Source organism: Streptomyces sp. NPDC054794, from assembly GCF_053611585.1.
On record NZ_JBSHAQ010000005.1, the window covers coordinates 105,152 to 123,488 of the forward strand.

At 71.5% G+C, this 18,337-nt stretch carries 14 protein-coding genes; 4 read left to right on the forward strand and 10 right to left on the reverse strand.

Annotation, left to right across the window (positions count from 1 at the left end; genetic code table 11):
* Positions 1-5: 5 nt before the first annotated feature.
* The 8 genes from ftsW to rsmH form a co-directional block, all read right to left on the reverse strand.
* On the reverse strand, positions 6-1,373 hold the full coding sequence (gene ftsW, locus ACWGKT_RS06865) for a putative lipid II flippase FtsW (RefSeq protein WP_453272782.1): 1,368 nt from the start codon (positions 1,371-1,373) through the stop codon (positions 6-8).
* Between the two features lie 72 nt (positions 1,374-1,445).
* Positions 1,446-2,897 (reverse strand): UDP-N-acetylmuramoyl-L-alanine--D-glutamate ligase, encoded by a 1,452-nt coding sequence (gene murD, locus ACWGKT_RS06870; RefSeq protein ID WP_356140758.1) that lies wholly within the window; start codon positions 2,895-2,897, stop codon positions 1,446-1,448.
* Positions 2,879-3,952 carry a phospho-N-acetylmuramoyl-pentapeptide-transferase gene (gene mraY / locus ACWGKT_RS06875; protein WP_453272783.1) on the reverse strand — a complete coding sequence of 358 codons (1,074 nt, stop codon included), beginning with the start codon at positions 3,950-3,952 and terminating at the stop codon, positions 2,879-2,881. Before mraY ends, murD begins: the two co-directional genes overlap by 19 nt.
* Complete coding sequence (locus ACWGKT_RS06880) at positions 3,949-5,364, reverse strand: UDP-N-acetylmuramoyl-tripeptide--D-alanyl-D-alanine ligase (protein ID WP_235456424.1); 1,416 nt, start codon at positions 5,362-5,364, stop codon at positions 3,949-3,951. Before ACWGKT_RS06880 ends, mraY begins: the two co-directional genes overlap by 4 nt.
* Positions 5,365-5,368: 4 nt before the next feature.
* Positions 5,369-6,889 carry a UDP-N-acetylmuramoyl-L-alanyl-D-glutamate--2,6-diaminopimelate ligase gene (locus ACWGKT_RS06885; protein WP_453272784.1) on the reverse strand — a complete coding sequence of 507 codons (1,521 nt, stop codon included), beginning with the start codon at positions 6,887-6,889 and terminating at the stop codon, positions 5,369-5,371.
* A 222-nt stretch (positions 6,890-7,111) separates the two neighbouring features.
* Positions 7,112-9,079 carry a peptidoglycan D,D-transpeptidase FtsI family protein gene (locus ACWGKT_RS06890; RefSeq protein ID WP_356140766.1) on the reverse strand — a complete coding sequence of 656 codons (1,968 nt, stop codon included), beginning with the start codon at positions 9,077-9,079 and terminating at the stop codon, positions 7,112-7,114.
* A gap of 5 nt (positions 9,080-9,084) precedes the next feature.
* Entirely contained in the window at positions 9,085-9,660 is a 576-nt protein-coding gene (locus ACWGKT_RS06895; RefSeq protein WP_453272785.1) for a septum formation initiator family protein, read from the reverse strand.
* A 42-nt stretch (positions 9,661-9,702) separates the two neighbouring features.
* A complete protein-coding gene (gene rsmH, locus ACWGKT_RS06900; protein WP_453272786.1) occupies positions 9,703-10,659 on the reverse strand; it encodes a 16S rRNA (cytosine(1402)-N(4))-methyltransferase RsmH in 957 nt (318 codons plus the stop codon).
* A gap of 422 nt (positions 10,660-11,081) precedes the next feature.
* On the opposite strand from rsmH, the gene ACWGKT_RS06905 reads away from it, so the two are divergent.
* The 4 genes from ACWGKT_RS06905 (at position 11,082) to ACWGKT_RS06920 (ending at position 16,666) form a co-directional block, all read left to right on the forward strand.
* Positions 11,082-11,630 (forward strand): beta-class carbonic anhydrase, encoded by a 549-nt coding sequence (locus ACWGKT_RS06905; RefSeq protein WP_453272787.1) that lies wholly within the window; start codon positions 11,082-11,084, stop codon positions 11,628-11,630.
* 250 nt (positions 11,631-11,880) lie between these two features.
* Positions 11,881-12,921: an AAA family ATPase gene (locus ACWGKT_RS06910; RefSeq protein WP_453272788.1), complete on the forward strand. Its 1,041-nt coding sequence runs from the start codon at positions 11,881-11,883 to the stop codon at positions 12,919-12,921.
* Complete coding sequence (locus ACWGKT_RS06915; RefSeq protein ID WP_453272789.1) at positions 12,921-14,285, forward strand: DUF58 domain-containing protein; 1,365 nt, start codon at positions 12,921-12,923, stop codon at positions 14,283-14,285. The genes ACWGKT_RS06910 and ACWGKT_RS06915 overlap by 1 nt, the downstream gene beginning before the upstream one ends.
* Positions 14,282-16,666, forward strand: a complete 2,385-nt coding sequence (locus ACWGKT_RS06920; RefSeq protein ID WP_453272790.1) for a transglutaminase TgpA family protein — start codon at positions 14,282-14,284, stop codon at positions 16,664-16,666. The genes ACWGKT_RS06915 and ACWGKT_RS06920 overlap by 4 nt, the downstream gene beginning before the upstream one ends.
* Positions 16,667-16,773: 107 nt before the next feature.
* On the opposite strand, the gene ACWGKT_RS06925 is transcribed toward ACWGKT_RS06920, so the two are convergent.
* Together ACWGKT_RS06925 and ACWGKT_RS06930 are read right to left on the reverse strand one after the other, a co-directional pair.
* Complete coding sequence (locus ACWGKT_RS06925; RefSeq protein WP_235454716.1) at positions 16,774-17,169, reverse strand: DUF3040 domain-containing protein; 396 nt, start codon at positions 17,167-17,169, stop codon at positions 16,774-16,776.
* A 276-nt stretch (positions 17,170-17,445) separates the two neighbouring features.
* Positions 17,446-18,273, reverse strand: coding sequence for a methyltransferase (locus tag ACWGKT_RS06930; protein ID WP_356140782.1), 828 nt, complete (start codon positions 18,271-18,273; stop codon positions 17,446-17,448).
* Positions 18,274-18,337 lie beyond the last annotated feature (64 nt).

Sequence of the window (18,337 nt, forward strand, 5' to 3'; positions counted from 1 at the left end):
GAAATTCACCGCTCTCCGGACGAACGCGCCCCTGAGGCACGCCGTCGCATCGTGTTCCATCTCCGGGGGCCCCGTGTCACCACTGAGCCCCCAGCCCCCCGCTTTCTACCAAAACGAGGTTGCCGCATGGCAAGCGCCGCCCGCGCAGCGGGCTCGTCGCGCGCGAAGGCGATCAGCAACCCGATGGCGAACATGGTCGGCAGCAGGGCGGATCCTCCGTAGGAGAACAGCGGGAGGGGGACACCGGCGATCGGCAGCAGACCGAGCACCGCACCGATGTTGATCACCGCCTGGGCGGTGATCCAGGTGGTCACGCCTCCCGCGGCATACCTCACGAAGGGGTCCTCCGTGCGTCCGGCCACGCGGATACCCGCATAGCCTAGAGCCGCGAAGAGGGCGAGCACCGACAGCGTCCCTGCCAGGCCCAGTTCCTCACCGGTGACGGCGAAGATGAAGTCGGTGTGGGCTTCGGGGAGTTGGCCCCATTTTTCCACACTCGCACCGAGACCGGATCCGAAGAGTCCGCCGGAGGCGAGCGCGTAGATCCCGTGCACGGCCTGCCAGCAGTCGGCGACGCCGGACTTCGGCTCGGTGGCGCCGATGCAGGCGAGCCGGGCCATGCGGTTGGGGCTGGTCCTGATGAGGATCACACCGATCGCGGAGGCGACCGAGAGCACGCCGACGAACAGCCGGGTCGGGGCGCCCGCCAGCCACAGCAGGCCGAACAGGACCGCGGTGAGGATGATCGCCGTGCCCATGTCGCCGCCGAGCATGATCAGCCCGAGCAGCAGGAAGGAGACCGGCACCAGCGGCACCAGCATGTGCTTCCACTGGGTCAGCAGCTTCTTCTCCTGCTTGCGCGCGATCAGGTCCGCGCCCCACAGCACCAGCGCGAGCTTGCCGAACTCGCTGGGCTGGATCTGGAAGGAGCCGCCGAGGGAGATCCAGTTCTGGTTGCCGTTGACCGCCATTCCTATCCCCGGCACCTGCACCAGGACCATCAGGAAGACGGCGCCGGCCAGGATCGGGTAGGCGAGCGCCCGGTGCAGCTTCACCGGCATGCGGGAGGCGGCGAACAGCAGTCCGCCGCCGATGGCCGCCGCGAGGAACTGCTTGCGGAAGAAGTAGGACCCCGGCAGCGACAGCTGGAGCGCGGTGATCTGCGAGGCCGAGTAGACCATGACCAGGCCCAGCACGGTGATCAGCAGGCTGCCGCCGAGGATCAGGTAGTAGGCGGTCAGCGGCCGGTCCCAGGCCTTGCGGGCACGGATGAGGGCGCGTCGCAGGGGATTGTCGCGCGGTGGGCGGGGGGCGGCGGGCCGCTTGACGGCCCGCTGCGCGGGCGCCCGGCCCCCGGTCCGGCTACTGGGCATCGTCGCCTCCCCTGTACGTCGGACTTGACGATCCCACGCGTCCCTCCCGAGGTCGCCCGGCGGGCGGCCGGGTCAGGCTCCGAGTTCGCGAACCGCCTGCGCGAACGCGTCACCGCGCTTGTTGTAGTTGGTGAACATGTCCATGGAGGCGCAGGCCGGTGCGAGGAGCACCGTGTCGCCGGCGACCGCCAGCCGCTTCGCCTCCGTCACCGCCTGGAGCATCGCCCCAGTGTCGGTCCGGTCGACGTCGACGACGGGTACTTCCGGCGCGTGTCGCGCGAGGGCCTCGCGGATCAGGGCGCGGTCGGCGCCGATGAGCACGACGCCGCGAAGCCGCTTCGCCGACTTGGCGACGAGCTCGTCGAAGGTCGCGCCCTTCGCCAGACCACCCGCAATCCATACGATCGACTCATATGCCGCCAACGAGGCTTCCGCCGCGTGGGTGTTGGTGGCCTTGGAGTCGTCGACGTACGCCACCTCGTCCAGGTCGGCCACGTGCGCGATGCGGTGGGCGTCCGGGGTGAAGGCCCGCAGTCCGTCCCGTACGGCCGAGGCGGGCACCCCGAAGGCACGCGCGAGGGCCGCCGCGGCAAGGGCGTTGGCGATGTTGTGCGGGGCCGGCGGGTTGACGTCGGAGACCTCGGCCAGCTCCTGAGCGTTCTTGTGCCGGTTCTCCACGAAGGCGCGGTCGACCAGGATGCCGTCCACGACACCGAGTTGGGACGGGCCGGGCGTGCCGAGCGTGAACCCGACGGCCCGGCAGCCCTCTTCGACGTCCGCCTCGCGCACCAGGTCCTCGGTGAGCTTGTCGGCGACGTTGTAGACGCAGGCGACCCGATTGCCCTCGTAGATACGGCCCTTGTCGGCGGCGTACGCCTCCATGGAGCCGTGCCAGTCGAGGTGGTCGGGCGCCAGGTTCAGCACGGCGGCCGAGTGGGCGCGCAGGGACGGCGCCCAGTGCAGCTGGTAGCTGGAGAGCTCGACGGCCAGTACATCGAGATCGCTGTACTCCTCCTCGCCGAGGACGGCGTCGAGGAGCGAGACGCCGATGTTGCCGACGGCGGCCGTGCGCAGGCCCGCCGCCTTCAGGATGGAGGCGAGCATCTGGACGGTCGTGGTCTTGCCGTTGGTGCCCGTGACGGCCAGCCATGGGGCGGCGTCCGGCCCCCGGAGCCGCCAGGCCAGCTCGACGTCGCCCCAGATCGGTACGTCCGCCTCGGCCGCCGCCGTGAACAGCGGCTTGTCCGGCTTCCAGCCGGGCGCGGTGACGATGAGCTCGGTGCCCTCCGGCAGGGTCGCCCCGTCGCCGAGGCGCACGGTGATGCCGAGCGCCTCCAGTTCGGCGGCCTGGGCACGCGCGCGTGCGTCGTCGCCGTCGTTGACGACGGTGACCCGCGCTCCGAGTCCGTGCAGCACCTTGGCCGCCGGGACGCCGGAGACGCCGAGCCCGGCGACGGTGACGTGCTTGCCCTGGAAGTCGTAGGACCCGGAAGACACCGAGGAGGTCACTTGTCCGCTGCCCATCCCGCGTAGAAGAGGCCGAGTCCGACGATTACACAGATTCCCTGAATGATCCAGAATCGGACCACCACAAGGACTTCGGACCAGCCCTTGAGTTCGAAGTGATGCTGGAGTGGCGCCATCCGGAAGACGCGCTTGCCGGTGAGCTTGAAGGAGCCGACCTGGATGACGACCGACATCGTGATGAGGACGAACAGGCCGCCGAGGATGGCGATCAGCAGCTCGGTACGGGAGCAGATCGCGAGGCCCGCGAGCACACCGCCGAGCGCGAGCGAACCGGTGTCACCCATGAAGATCTTGGCGGGCGAGGTGTTCCACCACAGGAAGCCGAGGCAGGCGCCCATCAGCGCGGAGGAGACGACCGCGAGGTCGAGCGGGTCGCGCACCTCGTAGCAGGCGTTGGGGTTGGTCAGGGTCTGCGCGTTGGCGCAGGACTCCTGGAACTGCCAGACGCCGATGAACGTGTAGGCGCCGAAGACCAGGACGGAGGCGCCGGTGGCGAGACCGTCCAGACCGTCGGTGAGGTTCACGCCGTTCGACATCGCCAGGATCATGAACAGCGCCCAGACCACGAACAGCACCGGGCCGATCGTCCAGCCGAAGTCGGTGATGAACGACAGCTTGGTGGAGGCCGGCGTGTTGCCGCGCGCGTCCGCGAACTGGAGCGAGAGCACGGCGAAGGCGATACCGCCGAGCAGCTGGCCGGCCATCTTCGCCTTGGCGCGCAGACCCAGCGAACGTCGCTTGACGATCTTGATGTAGTCGTCCAGGAAGCCGACCAGGCCCATCCCGAACATCAGGCCGAGCACCAGCACGCCGGAGTAGGTCGGCGGCTTGCCCGTGATCACCTTGGACAGGAAGTACGCGGCGATCGTCGCCAGGATGAAGGCGATACCACCCATGGTCGGCGTACCGCGCTTGCTGGCGTGCTCACGCGGACCGTCGTCGCGGATGTACTGACCGTAGCCCTTGCGCGCGAGCAGCTTGATCAGCAGCGGGGTGCCGATCAGGGTGAGGAACAGACCAATGACTCCTGCGAACAGGATCTGCTTCATCATCGGGCGGCAACCTCACCCTCGGCACCGGAGTCGAGCAGCGCCTGCGCAACGCTCTCCAGACCCACCGAACGGGACGCCTTCACGAGTACGACGTCTCCTGGGCGCAGCTCGCTGCGCAACAGGTCGACCGCCGCCTGTGCGTCGGACACGTGCACCGACTCCTCACCCCACGAACCCTCGTTATATGCGCCCAGTTGCAGCCAGGACGCTTCCCTGCCCCCGACCGCGACGAGCTTGCTGACGTTGAGCCGGACGGCGAGCCGTCCGACCGCGTCGTGCTCGGCGAGCGCCTCGTCCCCGAGCTCGGCCATCTTGCCGAGCACCGCCCACGTGCGCCGCCCCTTGCCCATGGCCGCGAGCGCGCGCAGCGCGGCTCGCATGGACTCGGGGTTGGCGTTGTAGGCATCGTTGACGATGGTCACGCCGTCCGGGCGCTCGGTGACCTCCATGCGCCAGCGGGAGAGGGAGCCCGCCTCGGAGAGCGCGGTGGCGATCTCTTCCGCGGACATGCCCAGCTCATGGGCGACGGCGGCCGTGGCGAGCGCGTTCGACACGTGGTGCTCACCGTACAGGCGCATGGTCACATCGCTTGCACCGGAGGGTGTGTGAAGCCTGAAGGCGGGCTGTCCGGTGTCCGTGAGTCGCACGTTCTCGGCGCGTACGTCCGCTTCGGCCGACTCTCCGAAAAGGATCACCTTCGCCTTGGTACGGGAGGCCATGGCCCGGACCAATGGGTCGTCGGCGTTGAGGATCGCCGCGCCGCCGTCCGCCGCCGCGGGCAGGGCCTCCACGAGTTCGCCCTTCGCCTGGGCGATCTGCTCGCGGCCGCCGAACTCGCCGATGTGGGCGGTGCCGACGTTGAGCACCAGGCCGATCCTCGGCGGGGTGAGGTCGGCGAGGTAGCGGATGTGGCCGATGCCGCGGGCGCCCATCTCCAGCACGAGGAACTTCGTCTCCTCGGTGGCGGTCAGGGCGGTGAGCGGCAGCCCGATCTCGTTGTTGAGCGAGCCCGGCGTGAACACGGTCGGCGCCTTGCTCCGCAGGACCTGCGCGATGAGGTCCTTGGTGCTGGTCTTGCCGGCGGAGCCGGTGAGGGCCACGAGGGTGGCGCCGAGCCGCGCGACGACGTACCGGGCGAGGGCGCCCAGGGCCGTCTGGACGTCCTCGACCACGATCGCGGGCACGCCGACGGGGCGCGATGCCAGAACGGCGACCGCGCCCGCCTGCACCACCTGCCCCGCGAAGTCGTGGCCGTCGACGCGTTCACCGACGAAGGCGACGAAGAGGCTGCCGGGCACCACTTCGCGGGAGTCACGGACGACCGGTCCGGTGACCCGCACGGAGGGATCCGGTATGTCGTGCGTCTGCCCGCCGACGACTTCTGCGATCTCGGCGAGAGAGAGGGCGATCACAAGTTCATCCCTGAGTCTTCTGGATAGCTTCGCGGAGCACCTGGCGGTCGTCGAAGGGACGGATCACGCCGGCGATGTCCTGGCCCTGCTCGTGTCCCTTGCCCGCGACCAGCACGGTGTCACCGGGGTGCGCGCGGCCGACGGCGGCGGCGATGGCGGCGGCCCGGTCCTCGAACAGGAGCACCTCGCCTCGCTCGTGCGCGGGCACGGACGCGGCGCCTTCGAGCATGGTCGCGAGGATCGCGAGCGGATCCTCGGAGCGGGGGTTGTCGGAGGTCAGTACGGCCGTGTCGGAGAGCCGGGCCGCGGCGGCGCCCATCGGGGCGCGCTTGGTCCGGTCGCGGTCGCCGCCGCAGCCGAGGACCACGTGCAACCGGCCCTTGGTGACCTTGCGCAGGGCCTTGAGGACCGATTCGACCGCGTCGGTCTTGTGGGCGTAGTCGACGACCGCGAGGTAGGGCTGCCCGGCGTCCACGCGCTCCAGGCGGCCGGGGACGCCCGGTACGGCGCCGATGCCGTCGGCGGCGGTCTGCGCGTCGAGGCCGGCCGCGGCGAGCGCGACGACGGCGGCGAGGGTGTTCGCCACGTTGAAGGTCCCCGCCAGCGGCGACTTGGCGGAGATCCGCTCGCCCTGGGGGCCCAGGATCGTGAACGTGGAGTCCATGGGGCCGATGTGGACGTCCTGGGCGCGCCAGTCGGCGTCCGGGTGTCCCTCGGCGGAGAAGGTGACGACCGGCACGGAGGCCTCCGCGGCGAGCCGGCGGCCGTGTTCGTCGTCCAGGTTGATCACGCCGAGCCTGCTGCGCTCCGGCGTGAACAGCTGTGCCTTGGCCCGGTAGTAGTCCTCCATGTCGGAGTGGAACTCCATGTGTTCCGGGCTGAGGTTGGTGAACACGGCGATGTCGAAGACGCAGCCGTCGACCCGGCCGAGGACCAGGGCGTGGCTGGAGACCTCCATGGCGACCGCCTCGACGCCGCGTTCGCGCATGACGGCGAACAGGGCCTGGAGGTCGGTGGCTTCGGGGGTGGTGCGCTCGGACTTGATGCGCTCGTCGCCGATGCGCATCTCGACCGTGCCGACGAGGCCGGTCGTCCGGGTCCTGCGCAGGCCGCCCTCGATCAGGTAGGCCGTGGTGGTCTTGCCGGACGTGCCGGTGATGCCGATCTGGAGCAGATCACGACCGGGGTGGCCGTAAATGGTGGCCGCCAGTTCGCCCATCCGTCCGCGCGGATCGTCGACCACCAGGACCGGCAGGCCGGTCGCGGCGGCGCGCTCGGCGCCCGTCGGGTCGGTCAGCACGGCGACCGCGCCGAGGCCGGCGGCCTGGGTGACGAAGTCGGCGCCGTGCAGGCGCGCGCCGGGGAGGGCTGCGTACAGGTCGCCGGGGCGGACGGCGCGCGAGTCATGGGTGATGCCCGTGACGTCGGCGGCCGTGTCCGGCGTGGCGGCACCCAGCTGATCGGCGAGCTCCGCGAGGGGTGTGGCGGAGACCTGAACCGGTCGTGGCGGTCCCGGGTAGGTCACGGAAGCGCCCTTCTGGGTGGTTTGGGAGTGATCAGCGTGTGGCACGGCGGTGAGCGTACCGGGCGCACCCGCTCCTGAGCTAAAAAGGGGCCCGCTCGCAGCGCGGCCGGCCGGGGGCGGCGGTGAGGGACGGACGGACGAGGGGCCTCGGGCGCCGTCGTTGCCGGGATCGGGGGTGATCGTTGTCACGAGCTCGTTCCTGGTGGTGTTCCGAGGTGCTGATCAGGGCTTGTAGGCGACCGGGAGGTTCGCGGCCCGGGCGCCGGTCGGCGGGATCTGGAGGGTCTTCAGGGCGAACTCCATCACCTGCTTGTAGATGGGTCCGCAGATCTGGCCGCCGAAGTAGCTGCCCTTGGTGGCGTTCTGGATGGCGCAGTAGACGGTGATGCGCGGCTTGTCCGCGGGTGCGAATCCGGCGAAGGAAGAGGTGTAGCCGCGGTACCTGCCGGTGGCCGGATCCACGCGGTTGGCCGTGCCCGTCTTGCCCGCCACCCGGTAGCCCGGGATGCGGGCCTTGATGCCGGTGCCCTGTTCGTCGTCCACGACCGACTCCAGCATCTGGGCCAGGGTCCGGGCCGTCTTGGCGCTGATCACCCTTGTGGTGCCGGGCTTGCGGGCCGGTGCGAAGAGCCCGTCGGCCCCCTTGGTGCCGCGCACGAGCGTGGGCTCGACGCGGACGCCGCCGTTGGCGATCGTCGAATAGACGGAGGCGGCCTGCATCGCGTTGAGTGACATGCCCTGGCCGAAAGGGATCGTGTACTGCTGCGACGTCGACCACTTGTCGGCGGGCGCGAGGATGCCCCGGGTCTCGCCGGGGAAGCCGAGTCCCGAGTAGCTCCCGATGCCGAACTTGCGCAGATAGGAGTAGAGGACCTTGTTGGCCTGCGCCTGGTTCTTGCCGAGCTCGCCCGCGGCCAGGATGGTGCCGATGTTGCTGGACTTGGCGAGCACGCCGTTGAGCGTGAGGTTCCAGGTCGCGTGGTCGACGTCGTCCTGGAAGAGGCGGTCGCCGCGGTGCAGCCGGTTGGGTACGACGACGTGGGTGAGCGGGGTGGCGACGTTCTCCTCCAGAACGGCCGCCATCGACATGACCTTCGCGGTGGAGCCGGGCTCGTAGGCGTCCTGCAGGGCCGCGTTGCCCATCGCCGCGGAGTCGGCCTTGGACAGGTCGTTGGGGTCGAAGCCGGGCGAGTCGGCCATGGCGAGGATCTCGCCGGTGCGGGTGTCCTGGACGATCACGTAGCCGCGGTCGGCCTTGGACTTCCTGACCTGCTCGGTGATGGCGTTCTGGGCGGCCCACTGGATGTCGCGGTCGATGGTGAGCTCGACGTCGGAGCCGGGCACGGCGGGGGTCTCGGTGGAGCCCACCGTGGGCACCTGGCGGCCACCGGCCTGGGCGTAGCGGACCTTGCCCTCCTTGCCGGACAGCGTCTTGTTCAGCTGCTGCTCGATGCCGCCGCCGCCCTTGCCCTCGGCGTTGACCCAGCCCAGTATCCCGGCGGCGAGCTCGCCGTTCGGGTACACGCGCTTGCTGCTGGGGTCGGAGAAGACGCCGGCGAGGACGTTGGCGGTGGTCCTGTCGGTGCCCGCCTTCTTGGCGAGCGCGCTCCTCAGGTCCTTGATCTGGTTCCAGACCTGCGGGGTCTGCCGGCCGGCCAGCTTCACGTAGCGCAGGTCCTTGTTGGCGGGCCTGAGCTTCTCGACCAGCTCGGGCTGGTCCTGTCCGAGGATCGGCGCCAGGAGCGCGGCCGCCTGCTCGGGGCCGTCGTCGATGCCCAGTTGCTTGCGCGTGAACATGGTCGGGTCGGCCGTGATGTCGTACGCGTCCTCGCTGATCGCGAGGGCGACGCCGTTGCGGTCGGTGATCCCGCCGCGCTCGGCGGCCAGGGTGTGCACCACGTACCGGTTCTGCTCGGCCTTGGCGGCGTAGGCGCTGGCGTCCACGGCCTGGACCTGCAGCAACCGCACGACGAACGCGATCATCACCAGGGTCAGCGCGAGGCTGACCATGCGCAGCCGGGGCCGCGTGCTGCCCAGCCGCAGCGGGCGCGGACCCGCGGGTCGCGCCCCGCTCGGCCGGCGGGCGGCGGGTTTGGCCCCCGGCCCGGGCCGCCGCTGCCCGGCACCGCGGGGTCGTGGCGGCCGCGCGGGGCCGGGGACGCGACGGCGCGGGGGTTCCCTGTCGGACACTTCCGTCACCTGCCGGGGGTCGTCGTCGTGGCGGGCTGAGGGGCGGCCGGTGCCGAGGAGGCAGGGGGCGCGGCGGTGGTGGCGGCCGGGGATGCGGGGGGCGCGCCGGTGGTCGCGTTCGCGCCGGTGGTCGCGGTGGTGGTCGCTGTCGCGGCCATGGAGCGCGGCGGGGCGGTGATCGCCTCGGGGGCGAGGGGGGTGGTCGCGGTGGGCCGCAGGGCGGCGGGGCTGGGGACGCCCTTGACGGTGCCGCCGGGGGCGAGGAAGGCCGGGTCGCCGCCGGGGACCATGCCGAGCTCACGGGCGCGGCGCTGGAGGGCGTCGGGGGAGGAGTAGGCGTCGATGTCCCGCTGCAGGGCCTGCTGTTCGTCGGTGAGGTTCTTCGTCTGCTTGCGCAGGTCGTCGAGTTGGAACGCCCCTTCGCTGAGTGCCGAGTTCAGCACGAGCAGCCCGATCAGACCGCCGCCGAGGAGCAGGACGACGAGGAGGACGAACGGCGTCTTCGCCGCCTGTGCGGACCTGGCCGGCAGAAGCCGCGCGAGGCGGGCGGCCCTCCCCTTCAGTTCGGGTTTCCTACTCACATGCCCTCCGGAGAGTCCCCGGACCGCGCTCGCTCACGCACCTCATACGACGTCTTCCCTGATTCGCTGGGCCCCGCGCAGCCGCGCCGGAGCCGCCCGGCGGTTCTCGGCGACCTCTTCCTCGGTGGGAAGTTCGGCACCGCGCGTGAGCAGCTTGAGCCGGGGCTGGTAGCGCTCGGGCACGACCGGCAGTCCGGGCGGCGCGGTGGACGCGGCACCGGCCGCGAACACCTGCTTGACCAGGCGGTCCTCCAGAGAGTGGTACGACAGCACGGCGATCCGCCCGCCCACGTCGAGCGTCTTGACCGCGGCCGGGATCGCCCGCTCCAGAACGGACAGCTCTCCGTTGACCTCGATCCGCAGCGCCTGGAAGGTGCGCTTGGCCGGGTTGCCGCCGGTGCGCTTGGCGGCCTGCGGCAGCGCGTCCCGGATCAGCTCGACGAGCCGCGCGCTGTTGCTGAACGGCTCCTTCTCGCGCTCGCGCACGATCGCGCCGACGATCCGCTTGGCCTGCTTCTCCTCCCCGTACGCGCGCAGGATCCGCACCAGCTCACCGGGCGGGTAGGTGTTGAGGACCTCGGCGGCGCTCATGCCGGTCGTCTGGTCCATGCGCATGTCGAGGGGGGCGTCCTGGGCGTAGGCGAAGCCGCGGTCGGCCTCGTCGAGCTGCATGGAGGAGACGCCGAGGTCGAACAGCACGCCCCGCACGCGCGGGATGCCGAGCCGGTCCAGTACGTCGGGGAGCTCGTCGTAGACGGCGTGCACCAGGGTGGCCCGCTCGCCGAAGGGCGCGAGCCGCTCGCCGGACAGCCGCAGGGCCTCCTTGTCGCGGTCGAGGGCGACGAGACGGGCCTCGGGGAACCGGGTGAGCAGCGCCTCGCTGTGTCCGCCGAGGCCCAGGGTGCAGTCGACGACCACCGCTCCGGGCCGCTCCAGGGCGGGTGCCAGCAGATCCAGGCACCGCTGGAGCATCACCGGGACGTGTCGACTCTGGCTCAAGGGGGCCTCTCAGGTCCGGCGCGGCCGCACGCACCGCCGGGTCCCCACCCGCTCGGTGAAGGGGAGGCCTGCCGGCGCCGGAAGCGTCAGCCGACCGGGAGCGGGAGGAGGCCGAGCCGTACGTACGCGCCGCGCACGTGGGGAGACGGTCCGGGCGGGTGCCGGGGTCTCCGGTGGAAGTCAGTCCAGCAGGGAGAGCCTCGCCTCCCGCTTCGCGTCACTTTAGTCCACCCTGTCTCGCGGTCAATCAACCGGCCTGCGCGTCGCGCACCGCACCTCGGCCGGAGCGCGATTTCGGCGCTGTTCACCCGTCCGGCCCATGTTTGCCCTCCGTGTGGGGTACCTCACAACAAGCCACGATGACGTTCTTTGTCCACTCTCACAGCAGGACCAGAGCGCCGGTGAACAGTAACGTCGTCACCATGACGACTTCTGCAGCAGTTCCCGCCGGGCCCGAAGGCGCCATAACCCGCGACGACACCGTCACGGACAGCCTGGTAGAGGCCAACCAGCGGTACGCCGCCGCCTTCACCGACCCCGGGATGGACGCCCGTCCCGTTCTGCACGTCGCCGTCGTGGCCTGCATGGACGCCCGGCTCGACCTGCACGCCGCGCTCGGCCTCGAACTCGGCGACTGCCACACCATCCGCAACGCGGGCGGCGTGGTCACCGACGACGTGATCCGCTCCCTGACGATCAGCCAGCGGGCGCTCGGCACCCGCAGCGTCGTCCTGATCCATCACACCGGCTGCGGCCTGGAGTCCCTCACCGAGGAATTCCGGGTCGAACTGGAGATGGAGGTGGGCCAGCGCCCGGCCTGGGCCGTGGAGTCCTTCCGGGACGTGGACCAGGACGTACGGCAGTCCATGCAGCGGGTGCGCACCTCGCCGTTCCTGCTGCACACCGACGACGTGCGCGGCTTCGTGTTCGACGTCAGGACGGGTCTGCTGCGCGAGATCGACCCGGCCTGACCGGCTCCGGACCGGCCCCGCGCCCCGAGGACATCCCGCCGTCCGACGCCGAAAGGCCGGTCGAAAAGGCCGTAAGTCCGACATAGTGCGGGCAGTTGTCCACAGTCGAGTGACACGAATCGGTAACGGCGGCAAGAATGCGGGAGTGACGTCACGCGGAACCATTCCCGCGTGGTGTCCGTGTTTCGGGGTGGGCCGGTCCGCATCGCAGAGCGACGGCCCGGAGTAAGAACGGGCCGAGGAGGGCCGGGTGACGACCTATGACGATCGAGCGAGCCTCACTGATCTGACCGCCACTGTGGAGCGTGTCCGCAGTTCGGTGGAAGGAGTGATCGAGGGCAAGCCCGAGGTCGTACGGCTTTCGCTGACCGTACTTCTCGCCGAGGGGCATCTTCTGATCGAGGATGTCCCCGGCGTGGGCAAGACGATGCTCGCCAAGGCGCTGGCACGGTCCATCGACTGTTCGGTGCGACGCATCCAGTTCACGCCCGACCTGCTGCCGTCGGACATCACCGGCGTGTCCATCTGGGACCAGCAGCGCCGGGACTTCGAGTTCAAGCCGGGCGCCATCTTCGCGCAGATCGTGATCGGCGACGAGATCAACCGCGCCTCGCCCAAGACCCAGTCGGCGCTGCTGGAGTCGATGGAGGAGCGCCAGGTCACCATCGACGGGCAGACCTACGAACTGCCCAGCCCCTTCATGGTGGTGGCCACGCAGAACCCGGTCGAGATGGAGGGCACCTACCCGCTGCCCGAGGCCCAGCGCGACCGCTTCATGGCCCGGGTCTCGGTGGGCTACCCCAGCATCGAGGCCGAGCTGCAGATGCTCGACATCCACGGCGGGGTGAGCCCGCTGGAGGACCTGCAACCGGTGGCGCACGCGCACGACGTCGTGAAGCTGATCGAGGCCGTGCGGACCGTCCACGTCGCCGAGCCGGTCCGGCGGTACGCGGTGGAACTGGTCGCGGCCACGCGCACGCACCCCGACCTGAGACTCGGCGCCTCCCCGCGCGCCACGCTGCACCTGCTGCGCGCGGCGAAGGCGTCGGCGGCCCTGAGCGGCCGGGAGTACGCGCTGCCGGACGACATCCAGGCCCTCGCCGTCGCCGTCCTGGCGCACCGGCTGCTGCCCACGGCCCAGGCCCAGCTCAACCGGCGTACGTCGGAGCAGGTGGTCCAGGAGATCCTCCAGCGCATCCCGGTGCCCGCCGCGCCGCAGCAGCAGAGCGGCTTCGGCGGCCTGGGCCGCGGCGCGCCGGCCTATCCCTCGCAGCCGCCGCGGAGGCTGTGATGACGGTCGGGGGGACCGGACAGGCAGAGGCCGACCGCGAGGAGAGAGGCGGCGTCAGTACCGCCCTGGCCGGGCTGACCACGCGCGGGCGCTCCTTCCTGGCCGCCGGGGTCGCCGCGGCGATCTGCGCGTACGTGCTGGGCCAGAGCGACCTGCTCCGGGTCGGGATGCTGCTGGCCGCGCTGCCCCTGATCTGCGCGGGCGTGCTCTACCGCACCCGCTACCGGGTGGCCGGCAGCCGCCGGCTCTCCCCCTCGCGGGTACCGGCCTGCAGCGAGGCCCGGGTCCATCTGCGGATGGACAACGTCTCGCGGCTGCCCACGGGACTGCTGATGCTCCAGGACCGGGTGCCGTACGTCCTCGGTCCGCGGCCCCGGTTCGTCCTGGACCGGGTGGAGCCGGGCGGCCGCCGCGAGGTGTCCTACCGGGTCCGCTCGGACCTGCGCGGCCGCTATCCGCTGGGCCCGCTCCAGCTGCGGCTGACCGATCCGTTCGGGATGTGCGAACTGACCCGGTCCTTCTCGACGTTCGACACCCTGACCGTGATCCCGCGCGTGGATGCCCTGGCGCCGGTCCGCTTCAGCGGCGAGGCGAAGGGGTACGGCGACGGGCGGCAGCGCTCGCTGGCCCTGGCGGGCGAGGACGACGTGATCCCGCGCGGCTACCGCTACGGCGACGACCTGCGCCGCGTCCACTGGCGTTCCACGGCCCGCTACGGCGAGTTGATGGTGCGCCGGGAGGAGCAGCCGCAGCGCTCCCGCTGCACGGTCCTGCTCGACACCCGGGGCATCGCCTTCGCGGGCGCGGGCCCGGACTCGGCGTTCGAGTGGGCCGTCTCGGGGACCGCGTCGGTCCTGGTGCACATGCTGGAACGCGGCTTCTCGGTGCGTCTGTTGACCGACACCGGCAACGCGGTGCCCGGGGAGGGCGGCGACGGTTTCGCGGGCGCCAGCCAGGAGACGGCGGACGCGGCCGGACTGATGATGGACACCCTCGCGGTGATCGACCACTCGGACGGCACGGGCCTGTCCCGGGCCTACGACGTGCTGCGCGGCGGCAACGAGGGACTGCTGGTCGCCTTCCTGGGCGACCTCGACGACGAACAGGCGGCGGTGGTCGCCAAGATGCGCCAGCGCAGCGGCGGCGCCGTCGCCTTCCTGCTGGACCCCGACGCGTGGATGCGGGAGCCGACGGACGTGCCCGGCCCCAACAGCCAGCACGGCGAGCGCCTGCGCATGCTGCGCGAGGCGGGCTGGACGGCGGTGAGCGTCCCGCGCGGCGCCTCGCTGAACGAACTGTGGCGCCAGGCGGACCGGGAGCGCTCGGGCCTGGTCGCGGTGAGCGGCGGGGAGGCACTGTCATGAGCGGGCGGGCGCGGCTGTCGCTGTGCGCGGCGGCGGCCACACTGATGGCGGCGTGTTCGCTGCTGCCGCTGGTGGACCAGCCCACGTGGCTGTTGCAGGCGACATTCCTGGTCGCGGTGCAGACGGGGGTGGGGGCCGCGACCCGGCGGGTGCCGCTGGCCCGGCCGTTGACCGTGGCGGCGCAGGCCCTCGTCACGCTGATGCTGCTGACCCTGGTCTTCGCCCGGGAGCACGCCCTCATCGGCCTGATCCCCGGCCCGGACGCCTTCCGTCACTTCGCCGACCTGTTCCAGCAGGGCTCGAACGACGTCCAGGAGTACGCGATCCCGGCCCCGGTGTCCGACGGCATCCGGCTGATGCTGATCGGCGGCGTGCTGCTGATCGGGCTGCTCGTGGACACCCTCGCGGTGACCTTCCGCAGCGCGGCCCCGGCCGGTCTGCCGCTGCTCGCGCTGTACTCCGTCGCCGCCGGCCTGTCCGACGGCGCCGCTGACTGGCTGTGGTTCCTGGTCGCGGCGGCCGGCTATCTGATGCTGCTCCTCGCCGAGGGCCGGGAGCGGCTCGCCCAGTGGGGCCGGGTCTTCGGCGGGGCCCAGCGCACCCCGGGCCGGCCGGAGGGCAGCGCCGTGGCGCCGGTCCGTACCGGCCGGCGCATCGGCGCGGTCGCGCTCGGTGTCGCCCTGGCGGTGCCGCTCGCGCTGCCGGCGATGCAGGGCGGCCTGCTCGACGGCACCGGAGCGGGCGTGGGCGCGGGCAACGGGAACGGTGGCACGATCTCCGCGGTCAACCCCCTGGTGTCCCTGCGCGACAGCCTGAACGTGAACGAGAACCGCCAGGTCATGTCGCTGAAGAGCGACACGAACGACATCTCGGACCTGTATCTGCGGATCGTGTCGCTGGACGACTTCGACGGCACCACCTGGAAGCCGTCCCAGCGGCACATCGTCGCCGTACCGAAGCAGTTGCCCACGCCGATCGGTCTCGGTCCCGACATCAAGCGGACGACGGTCACGACGACCGTCTCGGCGGCGGACTGGTACGCCCAGGACTGGCTGCCGATGCCGTACCCGCCGAGCAGCGTGAAGATCGGCGGCAAGTGGCGCTACGAGCCGGTGGGCATGACGCTCGTCGGCGACCACGGCCAGAACACCCGCGGCGCCACGTACCAGGTGACCAGCCTGTCCGTGCAGCCGACCGCGGAGCAGCTGGCCACGGCGCCGGAGGCCGCGGCGGCGATGAAGCGCGACTACACCAAGGTGCCGTCCTCGCTGCCGTCGGTCGTGGCGAAGACCGCCAAGGAGGTCACCAAGGGCGCGACGAGCCACTACGAGGAGGCGGTCAAGCTCCAGGACTACTTCGCCGTGACGGGCGGCTTCCAGTACGACACCAAGGTGGAGGTCGGCCGGGGCCGTGGCGCCATAGCGAACTTCCTGAAGAAGAAGCAGGGCTTCTGCGTCCACTTCTCCTTCGCGATGGCCGCGATGGCCCGCACCCTGGGCATCCCGGCCCGGGTCGCGGTGGGCTTCGCCCCGGGCACCCCGCAGGGGGACGGGACGGTGTCGGTCGGTCTGACGGACGCGCACGCCTGGCCCGAGCTGTACTTCGAGGGCGTGGGCTGGACCCGCTTCGAGCCGACCCCGACCCGGGGCACGGCGCCGCCGTACACCCAGTCGGACACGCCCGGCCACTCCCAGCCGGACGACGTGCGCCCCTCGCGGTCGGCGGCCGCCCTGCCCCCGGCACAGGTCTCGCCGAGCGAGAGCTGCACGTCTCGGCAGCGCAAACTGGAGGCGTGCTCCAGCCCGTCCGCGGCCGAGGCACAGCTCACGCATCACGACGGCCGGGACTGGTGGCAGTACGCGCTGTGGGGCCTCGGCGGCCTGGTCGTCGTGGCGATCCCGCTGTCCCCGCTGATGTGGCGGCTGCGGCTGCGTGCCGTACGCCTGGGCGCCCATGCCCGCACCGAGCAGGGCGCGGCGGCCCACACGCTGGCGGTCTGGCAGGAACTGAGCGACACCGCGTGGGACTTCGGCATCCCGCCGGACGAGTCGCAGACCCCGCGCAAGGCGGCCGCCCGGATCGTCCGGCTCGGGCATCTCGACGCGGCGGCCGGTGCCGCGGTGCACCGGGTGGCGGACGCGGTGGAGCAGGTCCTCTACGCTCCCCGGCCGCGTCCGACGGCGGGTCTCGCGCAGGACGCGCGCCAGGTGATCAGCGCGTTGAGCACCACGGCCGGCCGCCGTACGCAGGCGCGGGCGCTGTTCGCCCCGCGGTCCGCCGTACGGGTGCTGTGGGCGGTGTCGGACTGGTGGACGGCGCTGCGGGCCCGGGCCGTGGCGGCCCGGCCGACCCTGGGCAAGCCGTCGGGACAGCGGGGCTGAGGCCGGGCGCCGGCGCAGGCACAGTACTGAGGGGTGACCACCCGGGTGGTCACCCCTCAGTACGTTTCACTGCGTCTGCGCAGAACTGCGGATGCGCGAGCGAGGCTCTAGTGGCCGCCCTGTTCGTCTCGACGGCGCTGCCAGCGTTGTTCGATGCGGTCCATCATGGAGCGCTTCGGCCGCCCCTGTCGGCGCCCCTGCTGCGGGGCACCCGCGGGCTGCTCGCCCGGCTTGGGGGCCTTGCGCCAGCCCGTTACGGCGAGCACCGCACAACCCAGCATGACGAGGAAGCCCACCACGCTGACCCAAATCTGCTGTGCGACCATTCCGGCCATGAGGAGCGCGATACCTACGAGGAAACCCACGACCGCCTGGTAGACCCGACGTCGGGTGTACGTGCGCAGCCCGTTTCCCTCAAGCGCTGTAGCGAACTTGGGATCTTCGGCGTACAGCGCTCGCTCCATCTGCTCGAGCATGCGCTGCTCGTGCTCCGAGAGCGGCACGGAATCCTCCTCATCGTGCAGTCGCCGGGGCGACCCGGGGGGTCCCTTCAGGATAGGCAGGGAATCGCCCCCGTGAAACCCGCCCCTCTACGCCAATTGGCCAACCGGAATCCCGCCATGGCCGACCCGGCTCGCTGAGGCTTCCATTCCCCGGCGACCGGCCCGTCATGCCGGGCGGTCTCCCTCGATCATACGGCGCAAACCCCTCGATCGGGGGGCCTGTGGCGTACTCCATGTGCCGCCACGGCCCTGATCAGGCGCACCTCGGGAGGCGTCTCAGGCCTCCGCGGTCCCCCGGGTCTCGCCCAGCACATGCAGCTGGGTGGCGACGGAATGGAAGGCCGGGTTCTCCGCCGCGGCTGCCTCCAGCTTCAGCAGGGCGTCGAGCGCTCCTGGCTCGGTGTCCACGAGGACGCCGGGAACGAGGTCGGCGAAGACCCGTACGCCGTGCACGGCGCCCACCGCGAGGCCCGCGTCCTCGACGAGCGCGGTGAGCTGCTCGGTGGTGAAGCGGTGCGGCACGGGGTCGCCCGCTCCCCAGCGGCCGGCCGGGTCGTCGAGGGCCTGCTTGGCCTCCTTGAAGTGGCCGGCGAGGGCGCGGGCCAGCACGGCGCCGCCGAGGCCGGCCGCGAGCAGGCTGAGGACGCCCTCGGGGCGCAACGCGGCCACGGCGTTGCGGACGCCCTCGGCCGGGTCGTCCACGTACTCCAGGACGCCGTGGCACAGCACCACGTCGTAGCCGCCGCGCTCGACCACGTCGAAGAGGCCGTGGGCGTCGCCCTGCACGCCCTGGACCCGCTCGACGACGCCGGCCTCGGCGGCCCGGCGCTCCAGCGCGAACAGCGCGTTGGGGCTGGGGTCGACGACCGTGACGCGATGACCGAGGCGGGCCAGGGGCACCGCGAAGTTGCCGCTGCCGCCTCCGGTGTCGAGGATGTCCAGCGACTCCCGACCCGTGGCCTTGACGCGGCGGTCGAGGGCGTCCTGGAGGACCTCCCAGACCACGGCGGTACGGAGAGAGGCGCGGGACCGAGAGGGGTCGGAGCGCAGCGACGCCGGTTGAGGGTGGTGATGGGAGACGGGCGGGCGCATCGGGTCCGACACGGCAGTTGACTCCTCGGCGCGGCACCGCCTGTTGCCCGGCGGCGCGAAGGGGGTGCCTCCCCCG

Bases quoted from the DNA above. Each gene is read 5' to 3' on its own strand.
- ftsW (WP_453272782.1), bottom strand. From the start codon at position 1,373: ATGCCCAGTAGCCGGACCGGGGGCCGGGCGCCCGCGCAGCGGGCCGTC.
- murD (WP_356140758.1), bottom strand. From the start codon at position 2,897: ATGGGCAGCGGACAAGTGACCTCCTCGGTGTCTTCCGGGTCCTACGAC.
- ACWGKT_RS06905 (WP_453272787.1), top strand. From the start codon at position 11,082: ATGACGACTTCTGCAGCAGTTCCCGCCGGGCCCGAAGGCGCCATAACC.
- mraY (WP_453272783.1), bottom strand. From the start codon at position 3,952: ATGATGAAGCAGATCCTGTTCGCAGGAGTCATTGGTCTGTTCCTCACC.
- ACWGKT_RS06920 (WP_453272790.1), top strand. From the start codon at position 14,282: ATGAGCGGGCGGGCGCGGCTGTCGCTGTGCGCGGCGGCGGCCACACTG.
- ACWGKT_RS06915 (WP_453272789.1), top strand. From the start codon at position 12,921: ATGACGGTCGGGGGGACCGGACAGGCAGAGGCCGACCGCGAGGAGAGA.